The 16375-nt window shown below is 44.8% G+C and carries 14 protein-coding genes and 1 riboswitch; of the genes, 5 read left to right on the forward strand and 9 right to left on the reverse strand.

Annotation, left to right across the window (positions count from 1 at the left end; translation table 11 throughout):
• Nucleotides 1-183: 183 nt before the first annotated feature.
• The 4 genes from GZK95_RS21525 to GZK95_RS21540 form a co-directional block, all read right to left on the reverse strand.
• Nucleotides 184-636 carry a GNAT family N-acetyltransferase gene (locus GZK95_RS21525; RefSeq protein ID WP_075713051.1) on the reverse strand — a complete coding sequence of 151 codons (453 nt, stop codon included), beginning with the start codon at nt 634-636 and terminating at the stop codon, nt 184-186.
• A 104-nt stretch (nt 637-740) separates the two neighbouring features.
• Nucleotides 741-1340: a GNAT family N-acetyltransferase gene (locus GZK95_RS21530; RefSeq protein WP_075713049.1), complete on the reverse strand. Its 600-nt coding sequence runs from the start codon at nt 1338-1340 to the stop codon at nt 741-743.
• Between the two features lie 108 nt (nt 1341-1448).
• Nucleotides 1449-2270 (reverse strand): helix-turn-helix domain-containing protein, encoded by an 822-nt coding sequence (locus GZK95_RS21535; protein WP_075713047.1) that lies wholly within the window; start codon nt 2268-2270, stop codon nt 1449-1451.
• Nucleotides 2270-2680: a putative signal transducing protein gene (locus GZK95_RS21540; protein WP_075713045.1), complete on the reverse strand. Its 411-nt coding sequence runs from the start codon at nt 2678-2680 to the stop codon at nt 2270-2272. Before GZK95_RS21540 ends, GZK95_RS21535 begins: the two co-directional genes overlap by 1 nt.
• A gap of 243 nt (nt 2681-2923) precedes the next feature.
• Nucleotides 2924-3065, forward strand: a riboswitch (FMN riboswitch).
• Nucleotides 3066-3173: 108 nt separating this feature from the next.
• On the opposite strand from GZK95_RS21540, the gene ribB reads away from it, so the two are divergent.
• Nucleotides 3174-3830, forward strand: coding sequence for a 3,4-dihydroxy-2-butanone-4-phosphate synthase (gene ribB / locus GZK95_RS21545; RefSeq protein ID WP_075705724.1), 657 nt, complete (start codon nt 3174-3176; stop codon nt 3828-3830).
• A gap of 64 nt (nt 3831-3894) precedes the next feature.
• Here ribB and GZK95_RS21550 read toward each other — a convergent pair whose 3' ends face one another.
• Both GZK95_RS21550 and GZK95_RS21555 read right to left on the reverse strand, forming a co-directional pair.
• Nucleotides 3895-4374 carry a GNAT family N-acetyltransferase gene (locus tag GZK95_RS21550; RefSeq protein ID WP_075713043.1) on the reverse strand — a complete coding sequence of 160 codons (480 nt, stop codon included), beginning with the start codon at nt 4372-4374 and terminating at the stop codon, nt 3895-3897.
• A 1319-nt stretch (nt 4375-5693) separates the two neighbouring features.
• Nucleotides 5694-6950, reverse strand: a complete 1257-nt coding sequence (locus tag GZK95_RS21555) for an adenylosuccinate synthetase (protein ID WP_075705727.1) — start codon at nt 6948-6950, stop codon at nt 5694-5696.
• Between the two features lie 145 nt (nt 6951-7095).
• Between GZK95_RS21555 and GZK95_RS21560 the strand changes: the two genes are divergently transcribed.
• The gene (locus GZK95_RS21560) at nt 7096-7983 is read left to right on the forward strand and encodes a LysR family transcriptional regulator (RefSeq protein ID WP_075712861.1); all 888 of its coding nucleotides are present in this window, start codon (nt 7096-7098) and stop codon (nt 7981-7983) included.
• A gap of 56 nt (nt 7984-8039) precedes the next feature.
• Here the strand turns inward: GZK95_RS21560 and GZK95_RS21565 are convergent, their stop codons facing one another.
• A complete protein-coding gene (locus tag GZK95_RS21565; protein WP_075712859.1) occupies nt 8040-8771 on the reverse strand; it encodes a nucleoside phosphorylase in 732 nt (243 codons plus the stop codon).
• Nucleotides 8772-9073: 302 nt separating this feature from the next.
• Between GZK95_RS21565 and GZK95_RS21570 the strand changes: the two genes are divergently transcribed.
• Nucleotides 9074-9754, forward strand: a complete 681-nt coding sequence (locus tag GZK95_RS21570; protein ID WP_075705730.1) for a Crp/Fnr family transcriptional regulator — start codon at nt 9074-9076, stop codon at nt 9752-9754.
• A gap of 60 nt (nt 9755-9814) precedes the next feature.
• Here the strand turns inward: GZK95_RS21570 and GZK95_RS21575 are convergent, their stop codons facing one another.
• The gene (locus tag GZK95_RS21575; protein ID WP_075705731.1) at nt 9815-11020 is read right to left on the reverse strand and encodes a NupC/NupG family nucleoside CNT transporter; all 1206 of its coding nucleotides are present in this window, start codon (nt 11018-11020) and stop codon (nt 9815-9817) included.
• A 6-nt stretch (nt 11021-11026) separates the two neighbouring features.
• Nucleotides 11027-11572 (reverse strand): NAD(P)H-dependent oxidoreductase, encoded by a 546-nt coding sequence (locus GZK95_RS21580; protein ID WP_075712857.1) that lies wholly within the window; start codon nt 11570-11572, stop codon nt 11027-11029.
• Between the two features lie 631 nt (nt 11573-12203).
• On the opposite strand from GZK95_RS21580, the gene GZK95_RS21585 reads away from it, so the two are divergent.
• Together GZK95_RS21585 and GZK95_RS21590 are read left to right on the forward strand one after the other, a co-directional pair.
• A complete protein-coding gene (locus GZK95_RS21585; RefSeq protein ID WP_075712855.1) occupies nt 12204-15257 on the forward strand; it encodes an efflux RND transporter permease subunit in 3054 nt (1017 codons plus the stop codon).
• A 429-nt stretch (nt 15258-15686) separates the two neighbouring features.
• A complete protein-coding gene (locus GZK95_RS21590; RefSeq protein WP_075712853.1) occupies nt 15687-16310 on the forward strand; it encodes a DsbA family protein in 624 nt (207 codons plus the stop codon).
• The last annotated feature ends 65 nt before the right edge of the window (nt 16311-16375 follow it).

A 16375-nucleotide genomic window follows, 5' to 3' on the forward strand; every position in this document is an offset into this window, starting at 1 on the left:
CCAGAAGCAGTTAAATCAAAACACGTGCCAATATGGCTTTTGTTATTTATCAATTGGTTGGGGGAACACAATGGTCAATAGAAGTGAAAAAGTTGCTCAAGCTGAGCAAAAGGTTGCTTGCTGAGCAAAAAACTGCCCAGCAAAGAAGGGAACGCACGAACATTCAGTCAAAAATGAGCCACATCACCCCTGAGTCGAACCATCTTCTGAGCCTAGAAGCATTTTTCGTAAGCCGATGCGTCGGTGTCCAACAGGGAAATGGTCAAAGGTGGTAAACTCTTCAAACCCAAGGCGTTTGTAGAAATCCGGTGCTTGCCAGCTTTGTGTCCAGAGCCACAGACCAGTCAGCCGATTAGCTTGCGCGTACTGTTCCGCTTGCTGCATCAATTGGCTACCCATACCACAGCCACGGCAGCTTTCATCAACCCATAGCTCGCTAATGTATAGCCAGTCCCAAAGTAAGTCGGCGGTAAGCGCTGCAATTAACTTGCCTTGCTCGTCTCTTAACGTCCAATTGAAATGCTGTTTGTTATAGGTCGGCGCCGCTAAGTTTTGGCTATGAGATTCAAGGCCGTTGGTCAGTTCTAGATGTGTTTGCGCATCAAGCGCGCCAGTCGCGAATTCAATCTTAGCCATGTTTCACCTCTTATTATTATCGAAAGACTCTTAGCACGTTGGCAAGAAGTCCTAATTTTAACTTAATCTTGGTGATACCAAAGGTAAAATCATGCTGTTTGCCGCTATCGAGCATTGAAAGCGGCTTGAGTGAGACCGTAATAAAGTTTGTCATCAAAACCATGCTCAGTTTTGTAATAATCCTTCTGACATCCCTCGGCGACAAAACCACATTTCTCCAACGTTTTGTACGAGCCCACATTTGATGCATAGCAATCTGCGGAAATCTTATGAGCACCAAGCTGATGAAAACCAATATCCACCATTAGCTGACAAGCACGTGTAGCGATACCTTGCCTCCAAGCATGGTAGGGTAGCTGATAGCCCACTTCATAATTCCCCGTAAGGAACATCACTGAGGTCACTGCCGTCATACCCATATATTTTCCAGCCGAATCTCTAATTACAAAGACTAGAGATTCAGCCCAATTACCTGACTCTATCGCATGTTGGGTGCTTTCTATAAGTGGATTAAAATACCCTTCATAGAAGCTATTGTCGGCCGGTGCAAAAAACAGGTACTGGTTGACTCGTTCATCGTTTAGCATCGCAATGATATCAATAAGATCAGATGGTTGAATCAGTGCGATAGTCAAATCATCGCCAAAAGCTACTGCGTTGCCCTGTTTAAGCTCTGTATATTTGCTGGTGTTGGGAGTGTTCATTTTTACCTTTCCTAGCGCTTGGTATACTGCGCCTCTATTTGCGGCAAATAGTAACAAAGAGTTCCGACAACAAATTGAATTTTTGCGACAATTATTCGCGTATATCGATCATTCAAAGTCGCCGTAAATATCGATAGTTAAATCGCGTTTTCTCAGGTAGTTTGATGGCGTCTTGCGCAATTGCTGCTTTAGAGTGCGAATCAAATGAGACTGATCGCTAAAACCAAACTGCTGGGAAAATTCAGTCCAATCAATCTCTTCTTCTTGCTGATAAATGGCAATAATCATCTGCTCCAAACGCATCATCTGTAGGTACTGTTTAACACTTAGCCCCGTGACTTTTTTAAAGCTTCGTTCCAGCGTTCTGCGCGAACAAGCACAATGTTGAGCCAATGATTCAATCTCCAACACATGCTGGCTCTCAACTAACGCGACCGATTTTTGCGCGAGCTTAAATGCGTTGCTTTGGCTTGGTTGAATATGAAGTCTGTCCAGCTGTTGTTTAATCTTCTCCAGCAGCAACTTAGGCTCATCGGTTGTCATCCAAAGAGACTGCTGAAACGTTTGATCAAAAAGCGGCGTAAGCCAATCAAACCATTGGCATTGATTGGTAGATTGCACACCTTCAGCGCTCAGACAATAAAGAGCCTCTGGGCGGAAGGTAACCCCAATTCTTTTGAGTGGTGGCTGATCATCAAGCAAGAGTAGTTGATCGTTAGCTGTCAGCAAGTGACTTCCACTTCCAGAAAGTACCCGTTTACCATCATCATAACTATAGCTTTGCTGTTCTGGTGTAAAAAGCAGATGGGCACGGGCATTTGGAATCAAATGTGGCTTAGGATCAATTTGCTCATCTTGTTCGACTTGTAAATACCATACCTGATGAACAAGCCATTCGTAGCCCTCTAATGGCAGCTTCCAAGCGATCACTATTTAGTCTCTGCTCGTGGTGTAAACTTGCCGCAATCTTTGCATTGATAGCCATGCTTATAGAAAAACAATGGAAAGCCGAGCAGAATAAACACCACAAAAGCAGAGCGTTTACCCTGTGTAAAGGGGAGCAAATGGTGGCTTCCGCAGTTGGGACAACTCTCAGTAGAAGAGCCCATCTCCAAACTCTCATCCACGGCATCTGAAAAGTCTGTCGCAAGGATTGATTGAGCAAGCTCAGCATTTTCCTCGTCGACCAATAGTCGCACACCACCAATTGCATTCGAATAAAGCCATTGTGTGTTGATAGTGTGTTCATCGGCTATACAACATTCTATTCCCGCTGCCTCTAAGCTAGATTTGGCAATCTGCGCCTCATGAGGAAATGAAAATCTCGCTACTACCATCATTTTCTACTCCTATCAACTCAGTGGCGAACGTCAATGCTATTGTGCCGGATGTGGAAAGGTCACTTCAAGCCACTCACTAAAATAAGCACATATCATCATAAAAACGGACAGCAGAAGGTATCCAATATCCTCAACAAACTACTTTGATTAACAACAAATAACCAGAAACTAGCCACGCTATTGCCAGAGCAACCGCATTTGTAATACTCTTTCAGCTGCCTAACTTAGGCAATAATCTAAATTTGTAATTCTCAGGGCAGGGTGAAAGTCCCTACCGGCGGTATATCTTTAGTAGATGAGCCCGCGAGCGCTCGATTTATCGAGGTCAGCAGATCTGGTGAGAAGCCAGAGCCGACGGTTATAGTCCGGATGAGAGAGAATGAGTAACACACCAGATCAAAGGCAGACAATGCCTGCCGCGAGCTGGTGCATTTTGCATTGTGTTCTATCCCTCCCAATGAGCCCTGATTCTGGTAATGAATAGGAGTTAACCATGAATCAGACATCACTACTTGCCGAATTTGGCGACCCAATCACACGCGTAACTAAAGCTATCGAAGCGCTTAAAAATGGCCATGGCGTTATGCTGCTAGACGACGAAGATCGTGAAAATGAAGGCGATATCATCTACTCAGCTGAGCACCTAACATCTGCGCAAATGGCTCTAATGATCCGCGAGTGCAGCGGCATTGTGTGTCTATGTTTGACCGAAGAACACGCCAATCAACTTGAACTGCCACCAATGGTAGAGAATAACAACAGTGCAAACCAAACCGCATTTACCGTGTCCATTGAGGCAAAAGAAGGGGTAACAACGGGTGTATCTGCACAAGATCGCGTAACCACAGTAAAAACGGCTGTTGCTGCGAATGCCAAGCCAAGCGATCTCGCTCGCCCTGGTCACGTTTTCCCACTGCGCGCCCGAGCAGGCGGTGTTTTAACTCGTCGTGGTCATACTGAAGGTACGATTGATTTGGTGACATTAGCAGGGCTACAACCCGCTGGTTTGTTATGTGAGTTAACCAACCCAGACGGCACAATGGCAAAAGCACCTGAAATAGTTGCGTTTGCAAAGATACATGATATGCCAGTGTTGACGATTGAAGATATCGTGCAGTACCGTACACAACATATGCAGAAAAGTGCTTAGTTAACAACGCCAAAATAGCTAGGGTATCCCATTAACTGGGATGCCCTGCTCAATAACAAGTCACCTACTTAACGGTAAAATACTGTCTGGTCACCATGCCCCATTTATCATCCTGATACTGGTCTTCGTTCCAATCACCTTGAATATTGCCAGCTTGAGCATAGTCACTCACGACATCGCGCCAAAACTTAACCGCATGATCAGCACCTTTTACCTGCTTGATCTCCCAAGATCCTCGCAAGTTATCGAACATTTTCGAGATAAACTGCTTACCTACTTTGTTTTTGCGGAAATAAGGCACCACATAGAAATCACAGATGTCGAACTGTTGTGGCGCTTTTTCAGCAATAGAGGTTAAAGCTGCTGGTACACCATCCACATAAAGCAAAAACCCCGTGACGTTGTCACCTAACTGAGGGTAGATTTCAAACAGCCCATTTTCATCAGGTTTGTCATCAATAATACGAGAAAATTCGGCAGCGTAACCTTGGTACAGGTTGGCAAAAACATGCTCATTGCTGCTATCAACCTTGACTATTTTCATATGCTTATCTCTATTGTTCTTATGCTTAACCTACATCTTAGTCGTACACTTAGAAAAAATTTAATAAAATATTTTAAAAATAACGCTAGCAATTCAGTTTAAAAGGTGTATATTGCCGCCTTGCTCTGACAATTGAGTTGTTAAAGTATAGTAAGTCTTCCAGAGGCATCCCTAGCAAGATACTCCCTGAAATACCCTCATATCTATATTAAAGAATGATTCTTTAAGTTCAGCGCATTGATTTCCGGAATAATAGAAAATCGATTAACTCTATTATTTGCGATGGTTTTGCAGGCCGACGATTCGGTCTAAAGCGTAAAGTAAAAACAGCGAAGCTCCGTCACTTTGGCTGTATTGTGAATATTATCTGATAGATACGCTCCCCGCACACTAATGCTGGGAAACAAAACCCTCCCGAAATTTTATACATGGTATACATACTCGTTTGATCTACCTACAGTGCCCAATTTATCGCACTGATTATTGGTATCGCTTGATCACATCTCCACTCTTTGTAAGAGCGGGGGCGTAACCGATCGCCTTACCTCAATTCGTATATCTTCTGAGTACATACTTGTCGACTTTGTCTCGACTGCAACTAATTAAACTTAACTTTAAAAATAGGAAAAATAATATGGCACGTTCAATCGGTCGTAAAAGATTTTGGTTTCAAAAAACTCGTTCTAATTCAACATTTAATAAATAGGTATACGATTGCTAATTACATTTAATATTTTCAAAAACAATACAACTTGGAGTGCGAACATTCATCAACTTAATAGTGATATTTTACAGCGACTTGTGCTGGCAAATAGCCCTTTAAGTGAACTAGATTTAGACTTTTCTTTCTGTGAAGCAACATCGATGGGCAGTATTACTGGCAAAGATAATTCTCAGGTAGGCGAGTTTATTGTATTTTTTTGATGGTTTTGAAGCTTACGCTTCATTCGTCAACCCACTCTTCAGACAATCCTCTCGTCTGTCGAATCACAGTGACAACAACTGCTGAAATAAGCTTTCCTAGATTAGAAAGCACACTCAGAGAACAAGGGCAAAGCCACAAGCTTTTAACCGCTAGAAATGAGAAAGACACAGCGCCACCTGTGGATTTATATGGCTTAGCCCTTACCCTTAACTCGCTATACCATCCTGTACTAGAATGAATGAGTCCGCTCAACTAAGAGAGACAAGGTGAGCCCTTTCGTTTTACCATCCCCCAAATAGAAAGAAAGCCAACCATCCATGGTCAGCCTCCTTTATTCTTCCTAGCTGTCTCTTAAGCTCACTTAAAGCAACTAGATTAAACTCTTTGTTGATAATTAACGTACGATCATCTGCTCACGGCCTGGGCCAACTGAAACCATCTTCACTGGCACGCCCATTAGCTCTTCAATACGTAATACGTATTTTTGCGCCGCGAGTGGTAGCTCTTCAAATTGACGACAGCCTGTGATGTCTTCGCTCCAACTCTCCATCTTCTCGTAGATTGGTGCTAGTGCAGCGGTTTGTGGCCAAATTGGGTTTTCACTGTGTTCACCTTCGTAGCCCACGCAGATCTTAAGATCTTTAAGGCCAGTGAGACAGTCAACTTTAGTCAGTGCAATTTCGGTTGCCGCTTGTAGCTCAACACCGTTCTTAGTTGCAACTGCATCGAAGTAACCCATATCACGAGGGCGACCTGTAGTTGCACCAAATTCGCCAGCCAGTTCGCGGAATGCATCTTGCTCTTCCATCGCAGTAATTAGCGTACCGGTACCGACTGATGAGCTGAATGCTTTTGCTACCGCAATAACACGCTCAGGACGAAGGGCTGGTAGGCCGCTACCGATACCTGCGTACATAGAAACCACGTTAGATGATGTGGTCCATGGGTACTCTCCATACACAAGGTCACGACCCGCACCTAGCTGAGCTTCAAACAATAGCGTTTGCTTGTTTGCTTGCAGCTCTTTTAGCGGTAGCGTTACGTTGCAGATAGCATCACGCCAAGGCGCTGATACTTCGAGTAACCAATCTGCCATCTCTTGTGCAGTTTGCTCAAATTCGAATGTTGGGTATAGCGCACGCAGTTGAGGCAGTTTCCAGTCCATCCAGAATTTGATGCGCTCAACCAATACTTCAGGCTGTTTTAGCCAGCCAACAAGGATGCCTTTTTTCATGACACGGTCGCCGTATGCAGGTGCGATACCTTGACGAGTTGAACCGTAAGCTTTGTCACCTAGACGCACTTCTTCTAGCGTATCTTCTAGCGCGTGCAGCGGTAGACACAGTGTCGCGCGGTCAGAGATGCATAGGTTTACTTTTACGCCTGACTCTTCCACTTCTGCAATTTCTTGCGACAGAGAAGCTGGGCTAATCACCATGCCAGGGCCAAGAACTGCAATACAGTCTGGGTTAAATACGCCGCTTGGTAGTTGGTGTAGTTTGAATGTACCAAAGTCATTTACAACAGTGTGACCTGCGTTATTACCACCTTGGAAACGGATACTTGCTGAAGCTTGGTCTGCCAAATAATCAACGATTCGACCTTTACCTTCATCACCCCAGTTTGCACCAACAACAACAATAGACGACATAATTAACTCTCCTCAAAAGCGATGGACTTATCCTAAACATCCGCTCAAAATAAGAAAAATTAATAATCGTTATAACCCTAATAAGGATTTCATATGGGATTATGATGATTTTTGCGATCGGCATAGAACCCTAGCGAGGATAATTATGATAGACCTCAACTGGCTTAATACCTTTGTTGTTTTGGCTCGTTTAGAGCACTTTGGCAAAACGGCCAACGAGCTGCATATGACGCAACCGAATGTGAGTTTGCATATCAAACAGCTTGAGCAGGCTACACGAGTCAAGCTTATCGAGCGGAACCCATTTCGCCTCACTCAGGCCGGTGAACGTCTGCTAAAAAGCGCACAAAGCACTTTGATGGAATTGCAAATCTGCCAAGCCGATATCAACGCTATCAATGATTTAGACCAAGGTACTCTGACTATCGCCGCCAGTGATATTATCTCGCGCTTACTGCTTATTTCACCCTTTCAGTTGTTTAAGAAAGAGTTTCCCGGCATCGATTTTTCATTGCTCAATACCACCTCTTCACAAGCCGCAGAGTTGGTCAAAAGCGCTAAAGCGGATCTAGGCTTTGTGATGGCACAAAAAGAGAGCCAACCTCTGCACTTTACCGAGCTTCAGCAAATCAAATGGTGTGCATTAGGCGATGGCTTGCAAGCATGGCAACAAGGTCAATGGGAAAGCAAGCAAGAAGAACCGACACTAATTTTGCTCGGCCACGATACTCGAACACGCGACTTACTCGATCTCGCGCTACCCACCTTAAACTTACCAAAATATCGCATCATGGAAGTAGGCAGTGTGGACGCGCAAATTGATTGGGCAGAAGCAGGGTTTGGGGTGGCGATCGTACCGGAGTTTTCTCTGCATCAAAAACTGAACTTAAAAACCAAAATCACGCCACTACCGCAGTTTCCAACCACCAGTCTTGGCTATATAGTGCGACAAAATCAGGTGTTGTCTCGCGCAATAAAACAGTTGTTAAACTGGGTAAATGAAGAAATTGTCCGCTCACAACTTGGAAGTTAACTCGCTCCCTGCAATCATTTCCAATACCGTGGGAGCGAGCCTGTAAGTTGGTGTGGTTAACGCTGCATGATCAACGCTTCAAGAGCCGCCAATGATGCTTGCTTTTCGCCAAGCATCATCACTTCAGCTTCGTTGACGTACTGATCTACCCCTTGCTTCACATCTTGCTGATAAAGCACCACGTTATTTAAGATAGACGCCACATGTAAACCGCGCAGGCGACCAACAGCAAACAAAGCTGAGGTCTCCATATCGGCGCCCAAAATGCCCTTTTTGTTCCAATATTGGCAAATCGCTTCTTCATCATCAGTGTAGAAACTGTCATGGGAGCGCACTACACCAAAATAGTGAGGTATCGACTGGTTAGCTAAGTAGCCCTCTAATGCTTTTAATAAACTCAAACTGGCATAGGCAGGATAAGCAGGCTCAACATACGCTTTTGAACCGCCTTCATCTCTCACCGCACCTTCAGCAACGATCAGCTCGCCTAAACCAATGCCGACTTGCATCGCGCCAGCTGAGCCAACACGTACCACATGGGTAACACCACATTGCTTAAGCTCTTCCACAGCAATAATCATCGAGGGCGCACCAATACCAGTGCTGCACACAGAGACAGGCACTCCTTTATATTCACCGGTAAAAATCCGGTACTCACGATTTTCAGAGACCATTTCGGCACGATCAAAGAGTGCCGCGATGCGGTTGGCGCGGTCAGGTTCACCGCAAACAATCACCAAAGGCGCTAACTGGGTTTCATCTACGCCAATATGAGGCTGCTTAAGCATGAATTGATCCTCTACTAGGTTCAGCAAGTCAGAGTTTACGATCGTGCAGCAAACGATTGGACGGTGAAAACCTCACCAGTTCAACGCTAGGCATATCGAAGTCTGACAATAATGTGTTTAAACTAGGCCAATCTTAGGTGAGATGTTCTTGCTCGCGGGAGGACATTTGTCCTGCAAAACCGCATATAACTCAAGGAAGATGCACCATTTCACTAGGATGTGTGACAAATATCAAAATAGAAAAGTTGCACGCCAAAAGCCTTGCTCAATTGCGCATTACCGCCCCAAAAACGTGAGAAGTTATGAGAATTAAACCCTACCTTACCGGCCGATTTAAAACCCTGTTGGAACAGAGAAGCAGAGCATTTCGTGATTTTATCTATCAGTGCCAAGTGGGGAGTCGTTATTTCAACGCTGGAGAAGCAATTTTAACCCAAGGGGAGCCGTTAGATCATATCTATGTGGTTCCTGCTGGTCGTGTTTCAATGAGTATCTTGGCAGCCAATGGACGTCGTTTCCAACTGGGAGAAGCCAACTGCGATGACCATATCTTTGGTGAAATGGAGTTTTTTACTCAAACACCGTGCCAATGGAGCGTAGTATCAGATGAGCATATGCAAGTCGATATTATCTGCATTAAGAAGCTCAGCGAGCAGCTTCAACAACAACCAGAGATGCTGTTCTTTTTTGCCTCAGCACTCGCAGATGATTATCAAGACTCGCTGGATATCTATACCAGCCGCCTGCTCCACCCTATCACTTACAACATCGCCTACGATCTACTAATGCAAGAGCAAGCCAGTCCATCGCTAACCGGCTTTGACAAAGTCAACCAAGAGGCAGAACGGTTTGGAACCTCAGGGCGGGTATATCGCCGGGCAGTTAAAACTTTGATGGATAAAGCGTTAATTCGTAAAGGTGAACAGGGGCTGGAAATCGTCGATAAACAAGCGTTACGTGCTTTTCTCGACACCTATGAGTAAAAAAAACGCCACTTGCAATCCGCTAGTGGCGTTTTTTTCATTATGCGCAGAGCAAGTCAATTAAACAAATAGACCGACAATCGCTGCGTTCATCAAGTTCGCGAGCGTTGCAGCCAAAAGAACTTTCATACCTAGCTTACCAATCAAACCTGCTCGCTCAGGGATCATGCTACTTAACGCGCCACACACCATTGCCACCGAACCAATGTTGGCAAAACCACACAGTGCAATCGTCATAATCGCAGTAGTACGAGCACTCAGTTCAACCGAGCCCATGCTAGCAAAGGCAACAAACTCATTTAGCGCAATTTTCTGACCAAGGAACGAACCCGCAGACATTGCTTCTTCCCAAGGCACACCAATCAGCCAAGCAACAGGCGAGAAGAAGAAGCCAAGGATCACATCAACCGTTAAACCAGCAAAACCAAAGAACTCACCGATTGCACCTAAGCCACCATTAAGCAAAGCCATCAAACCAATACATGAGATAATAACCGCGCCCACAATCGCCGCAATAGACGTACCAGCAATCGCACCTTTTGCGACCGCATCAATGAAACTGGTTGGTTTTTCGTTGTCCGGTAACTCTGGCACTTCATCAATCGTCTCTTCCGTCTCAGGAATGATCAGTTTGGCAAACATCAGTCCAGCAGGCGCAGACATAAAGCACGCCATAATCAGGTAGTTAAGATCAACCCCCATACCAGCAAGCCCCGCTAGAATGGAACCAGCGATAGACGATAGGCCACCGACCATAATGGCAAAAATCTGCGCGCGAGTAAGAACACGATGGTACGGCTTAACAAGCAATGGCGCTTCAGTTTGACCAAGTACAATGTTGCCAGCAGCATTCATAGACTCAGCACGAGATGTACCCAAAACACGTTGCAACCCGCCACCAATAATACGGACAAACCACTGCATAATGCCTAGGTAGTAAAGTAATGATGTCAGTGATGCGGTAAAGATAATCTGTGGCAATACTTGCAGCGCCCAAATAAAGCCAATGCCGTCAACACTGAAGTTCACTAGGCTACCAAAAGCAAACTTGATCCCTTCAGCACCATAGCTAAACACCTTGCCAACGCCATTGGAAACGGCAAGCAGCACACCTGCGCCAATGTCTGTCGCCAATACAAAACCGGCGACAACTAAGATGATAGCAAATGCCCCAGCGACAGCACGCCAACTAATTAGACTTCTGTTTTCAGAGCATAGGAAGCCCACGCCGAGAAGTACGGCGATACCAATTAATGATTGCAACATAGTAATTTATCCGATTTGTGCGTTTTCTACTGCAGCGATGATTTGCTCGGTGTGTTGATGAGCCAGTGCGATGGTTTTCTCGGCGTCACCGCCCTCCTCTGGGATGGCGTTCATCTCAAATGTGACGATGGTATCGACAATATCCATCTCTGCGGCTTTAAACGCATGTTCAAAGCAGCGTTGGTAGTTTTCTAATGGCATAAAGTTGAAGCCTGTTTCAGAGTACGACTCTGCTGTTGCTCCAGCGGTAATTGAAAACAACATTTTTTTGCCTTTTAGCTGGCTTCCATCTGGACCAAAAGCAAACCCATAAGTGAAAACCTGATCAATCCATTCCTTCATAACCGCAGGAAACGTGCTCCAGTAAAGTGGAAACTGAACCACGACAAGATCAGCGGCTAACAAGCGTTGCTGTTCAGCGGCAATATCTCCGGAAAAGTCAGCAGTATGAGCAATAGTCCAATCAGTGCTTTGCTGTAAAAGCTTGATGATCTCGGCATTGGCAAATGATTTGTCCAAGTCAGGATGACCATTGATAACAAGTACGTTCATAGGGGTAACCTTAGTTGATCACGCTACAGTTTCGCCTGAGCTATGCATTAGCTTCGTTTGTTAAAACAAAGTTTGGGGGGAGCATAGCAGCGACCAGCGTATCTCATTAGTTGTATTGATAACTCATAGGTAAAGCATACCGCCCGGAAAATCCAAATAGGAGGACAAAAGTCCCTTCAGCGTGGCGTCAGGTCAAAAGTTTCAAATTTGGTAGCACGAACTCTCCCCCTTTCACAGGACATATTGCGTTCTCTAAAAGCTGACCACTTCATAACAAACACCCAGACAAGACTCAATGTTGCGAACCGACGCTACCACTTATGAACAGTTATCGTTCTTTTGTGTCAAAATTTAATCAAAAAAACTCACATTAAATCAAATATAGATCCAGATCATTTCCAACAGCAAAATTCATGACCAAAAGTAGAATTGTGGATTCATATATGATTCAATACAGAAAATTAAGACTCATTAATAACACAATAAGAATATAACCGCCTTCATTAAGACTCTTTGTGAAACTAAGCGTTCGCCAAGTACTCATCAGTACCAAGGTGATGTGAAACAACTCCGGTCCAACTAAGCAGTGCTAAGGCTCATAACTGCCAAAGTGGCCTAAGGTAAAAATGATATGTTTGAGTTTTTTGTAAAACGCCCCAAGTTTGCAATCGTGCTCAGCACACTAATCACTATGATTGGTGCACTGGCAGCATTGCAATCTCCAATGGGACGATACCCCGATGTCTCTCCCGTCACGATTGAAGTTTATACTTGGATGGACGGTGCCAGTGCCGAGGTAGTGGCAAAATCCGTTGCTCCAGTTATCGAACAACGTGTTAACGGCACCCCGGGTATGGAGTATATGAAGAGTACCAGTAACTCGGATGGCTCATATTATCTCCAAGTGGTGTTCAACAACCAAGTTGACCCTGACCGCGCCGCTACTCTGGTAAAAAACCGCGTCGATTTAGCAATGCCCGAACTGCCTAGCTCAGTGGTAAGCAATGGTGTGACCGTAGAGAAGTTTACCAGTGGTATGGTCATGGCATTAGCGGTCACCGATAAAAGCGGCGATGCGAGTGAACTTGAGATCAACGCATTCTCAGGTGGTCTCCTTAAAGAAGCCTTGCAGCGAGTGAGTGGTGTATCCAAAGTCCAAATCATCGGCGAAAAAAAATACGCCATGCGCGTCTGGACCGATCCGGTGAAAATGGCTAAGTACAAAGTCAATATAGAAGATGTTGGCTACGCCATCTCTGCACAAAACAAAATTGCCGGTGCAGGTCGAGTTGTCGGTGATCAACTGGAATACTCGCTCTCTGTTGATGGTGGTCTAGAAGAAAAAACAGCGTTTGAAAACATCGTAATCCGCAATGCATCCTTGTCTAAAACCGTTTTTCTAAAAGACATTGCGCGAGTCGAGTTGGGCAGTGAAAGCTACGTCGCCAATGCCTACGTAGACAGTGGTGTTGGTTCACTGATCTTTGTCTATCGCACACCAGACGCCAACGCCATGGCTGTAGGCAGTAGCATCAAAGAGCTGATCTCAAGCCTTAACACTCCATTTGAGATTGAAGCAGTATATGACACCACTGAGTTTGTTTCAGGAGCGATTGATACCGTTTTAGAAACACTAGTTTTAGCGGTCATTATTGTCTCCTTGGTAACATGGCTCTTTATGCAATCTATCCGCCTAACCATCATTTCAATTTCCGCTATACCTGTCTCATTGATTGGTACGTTCGCCTTGATGCAGGCATGCAATATCGACATCAATATCATTTCGATGTTTGGTCTCGTTATGGCAATTGGTATTGTTGTAGATGCTGCGATTATTGTTATCGAAAATACAGAAGCGACACTGCATAACAACCCTGATATCACTGTTGAACAGGCGATCATTGAAGCCGGCAAGACTGTCGTCTCACCCATTATTGCCAGTGCTTTAGTCCTGCTAGCCGTGTTCGCACCAACAATCTTTATGAATGGCATGACCGGTATCATTTTTGGTCAATTTGGTATTGTATTGTGTTCATCGGTGCTGGTAAGTACTTTTGTGGCACTAACATTAACCCCTGCGCTTTGTGCTCTACTGATGAAACGTGAGCAAAAAGGCATCCTGGCGCGTTCAATTGAAAAACTGATTTCATTTAAAATTAGCGGTTTTACATCGTTAACTAGAGGGGCGGTTCGATTCCCACTATGTTCTATTTTGCTGCTAGGCGGCCTGTTGTTTATAACCTACCAGCAAAGTGAACAACTAAGCAGTGGCATGCTACCTGAGGAAGATACAAACGCTGTTTTTGTGATTGGCTCTTTCCCTCCTGGCACATCACTTCCTGTCACAGATAACGCATTCCAAGCGTTAAGCGACGAGATAATGCAACTTGAAGGGGTAAGCAATGTCATTGGAGCAAGTGGCTTCAACCTACTGACAAGCTCACCAGAAATGAACTCATTAATGATGGTGGCAACCATGCCTCCGATGACGGAGCGAAGTGTTTCAGATGCAGAACTTGCCGAAGCAATTAATGAGTTGCTTGCCAAGCAACAGGGGCTTTACGGCTTCGCATTTAAGCCGCCAGTCATTCCCGAGTTAGGTACAGTAAACGGCGTTAGCTTTACGATTACAGACTCACTGTCAAGAACCCCAACTGAGTTAGCTAATCTCGTCAACGAACTGCTGGTTGATATCAACAATGATGACAGTGTGAGTAGCGCATACACTCAGTTTAATGTCGACAAGCCATCATTGAAGCTGCACTTAAATCGTGTTGGCTTAGATAGCTATGGGGCGGATTACGCCAATGTAGTCAGTGGATTGCAGGCGTTTATGGGGGGAATGTACATCAATACATTCAACCTTGGCGGACGTAACTACAAAGTAATGCTGCAAAACGACCCTAAGTTTACCAAAGATAAACATGCACTCTCTAAGCTCAATCTAGTGCAAGCGAATGGTCGTTTGATCCCAGCAACCAAAGTGCTCACGATGGAAGAAATCACCGTACCTTCATTCTTAGATCGCTTTAACGCGACTCAATCAGTCGCCATCGACGTGATGCCCTCTCAATCCAGCGGCGATGCCATTAACTTCCTCCAACAACTCGACTTACCCGAGGGTATCAGTATTGAATTTACTGGCACCGCGTTGGAAGAGATTAAAGCGGGCAACCAAGCGATTATCGTGTTCTCTTTGGCATTGGTGATCTGTTTCTTGGTTCTGGTGGCTCAATATGAGTCGTGGCTGATCCCTACCGTTATTATGCTCACGGTTCCAACCGCGGTAACTGGCATTGTGGGTGGCGTGCTCTGGCTTGGTGGCGATATCAATATCCTCACGCAGTTAAGTGCCGTACTTCTCATTGGTATGACAGTAAGAAATGCCATTTTGATCGTCGAGTTTGCGAAGTCACTACGAGAAAAGCAGGGTCTATCGATTCGTGATGCCGCTATCGAAGCGATGCGTCAGCGTGCGCGAGCTGTCTTTATGACCGCATTCAGCTTTGCCGTTGGTGTTATCCCATTAATGCTGGCAGATGGTGTTGGTAATGGCGGACAAAAAGCGCTTGGTTTCGCCTCTTTTGGCGGTATTGTCACCGCGACGTTTATCGGCTGTATCTTCGCCGGAGTGTTCTTCGTTGTTATCCAAAATCTTAGGGAATTAGGCAAACGACGCGCTTAAACAATGATGGATTGGGCTAACTCTCCACTACGCCCAATCCTAACCCCTCATTTATCTACACATCACAAGCTCATTTTACGACCCCAACAAGCCTGAATTGTTATAAATATGATTCAAAATCCTAACTACACTAGACACCAACATCAAACATGATACAATAAACTCGTTTTTAGAACATAAATTTGATTTTTAGTCATTTTAAGTTTGCATCAACACGAGTTACTGCCAATCGAGCAAACCATTTAGAAATTTCAGAGCAGTAATGAAACGAGCCTAACCATTTTCGAGTCACTTCTTTCGCATGGTAAACAGCCGTTACATCGAACACGTGTTGACTGTCAGTGTGACTTTAACATTCAACAGTAAACCTCAAGGATGATTTTCTTTTAGTTATAAAGGCATCAGCCTTAACAATTGGTCGATCAATCTATGTGTAAGCTTGTTAAACAAACCTCCATTACGTATCTCTTTTTACTACTCGCACTTTTTGCTGTGAGTTTAAAGCATGCGCCTAAAGTCATGGCGTCACAGTTCGCCGAAAACGTTCACTACGTGACATTAGACCACCAAGCCTCTCCAGACAAACAGGTCAAGATCTTCTACACGCCGTACTGTCGCCCATGTGCCATTGTGCACAAACCACTACAAAAGATGGCTGAGAAAGTAGGGCTAAAATTTTATGATATCCCTGTAGATTTTGGCCCACTCGGTAAGGACATCCAAGCAAGTATCGCCGCGGCAAGCGATCAAGGTCATGCTGAGAACTATGTGCAGCGCCTGATCACAAGTATCCATTTTCAACCGAGTACAACACCAAATAGTCGTGAAGAGTTAGCACTAATGCTGGAAGAATGTGGCGTCGACTCAGAAAAATTCCGTCAAGACTGTCAAGAATTGCAACAGAAAACGGCCTATTTTGACCAAGTGGTTGAGCAGTACAAAATCACCTCGACTCCAACCATCATCGTCAACGGTAATAAGCAAGTTTTGCTTGGCGGCTTAAAGAGCTTCGCTGAGCTCGAAAGCTTACTGATTGAGCTGTCTCAATCGTAGTGCCCCCGACTTTAACCAACACAACTGTTAGAGGCAGCTATCATTTTTGCTCTAACGGTTGTGTA

Origin of the sequence: Vibrio panuliri (assembly GCF_009938205.1) — a bacterium.
GTDB lineage: Bacteria > Pseudomonadota > Gammaproteobacteria > Enterobacterales > Vibrionaceae > Vibrio > Vibrio panuliri.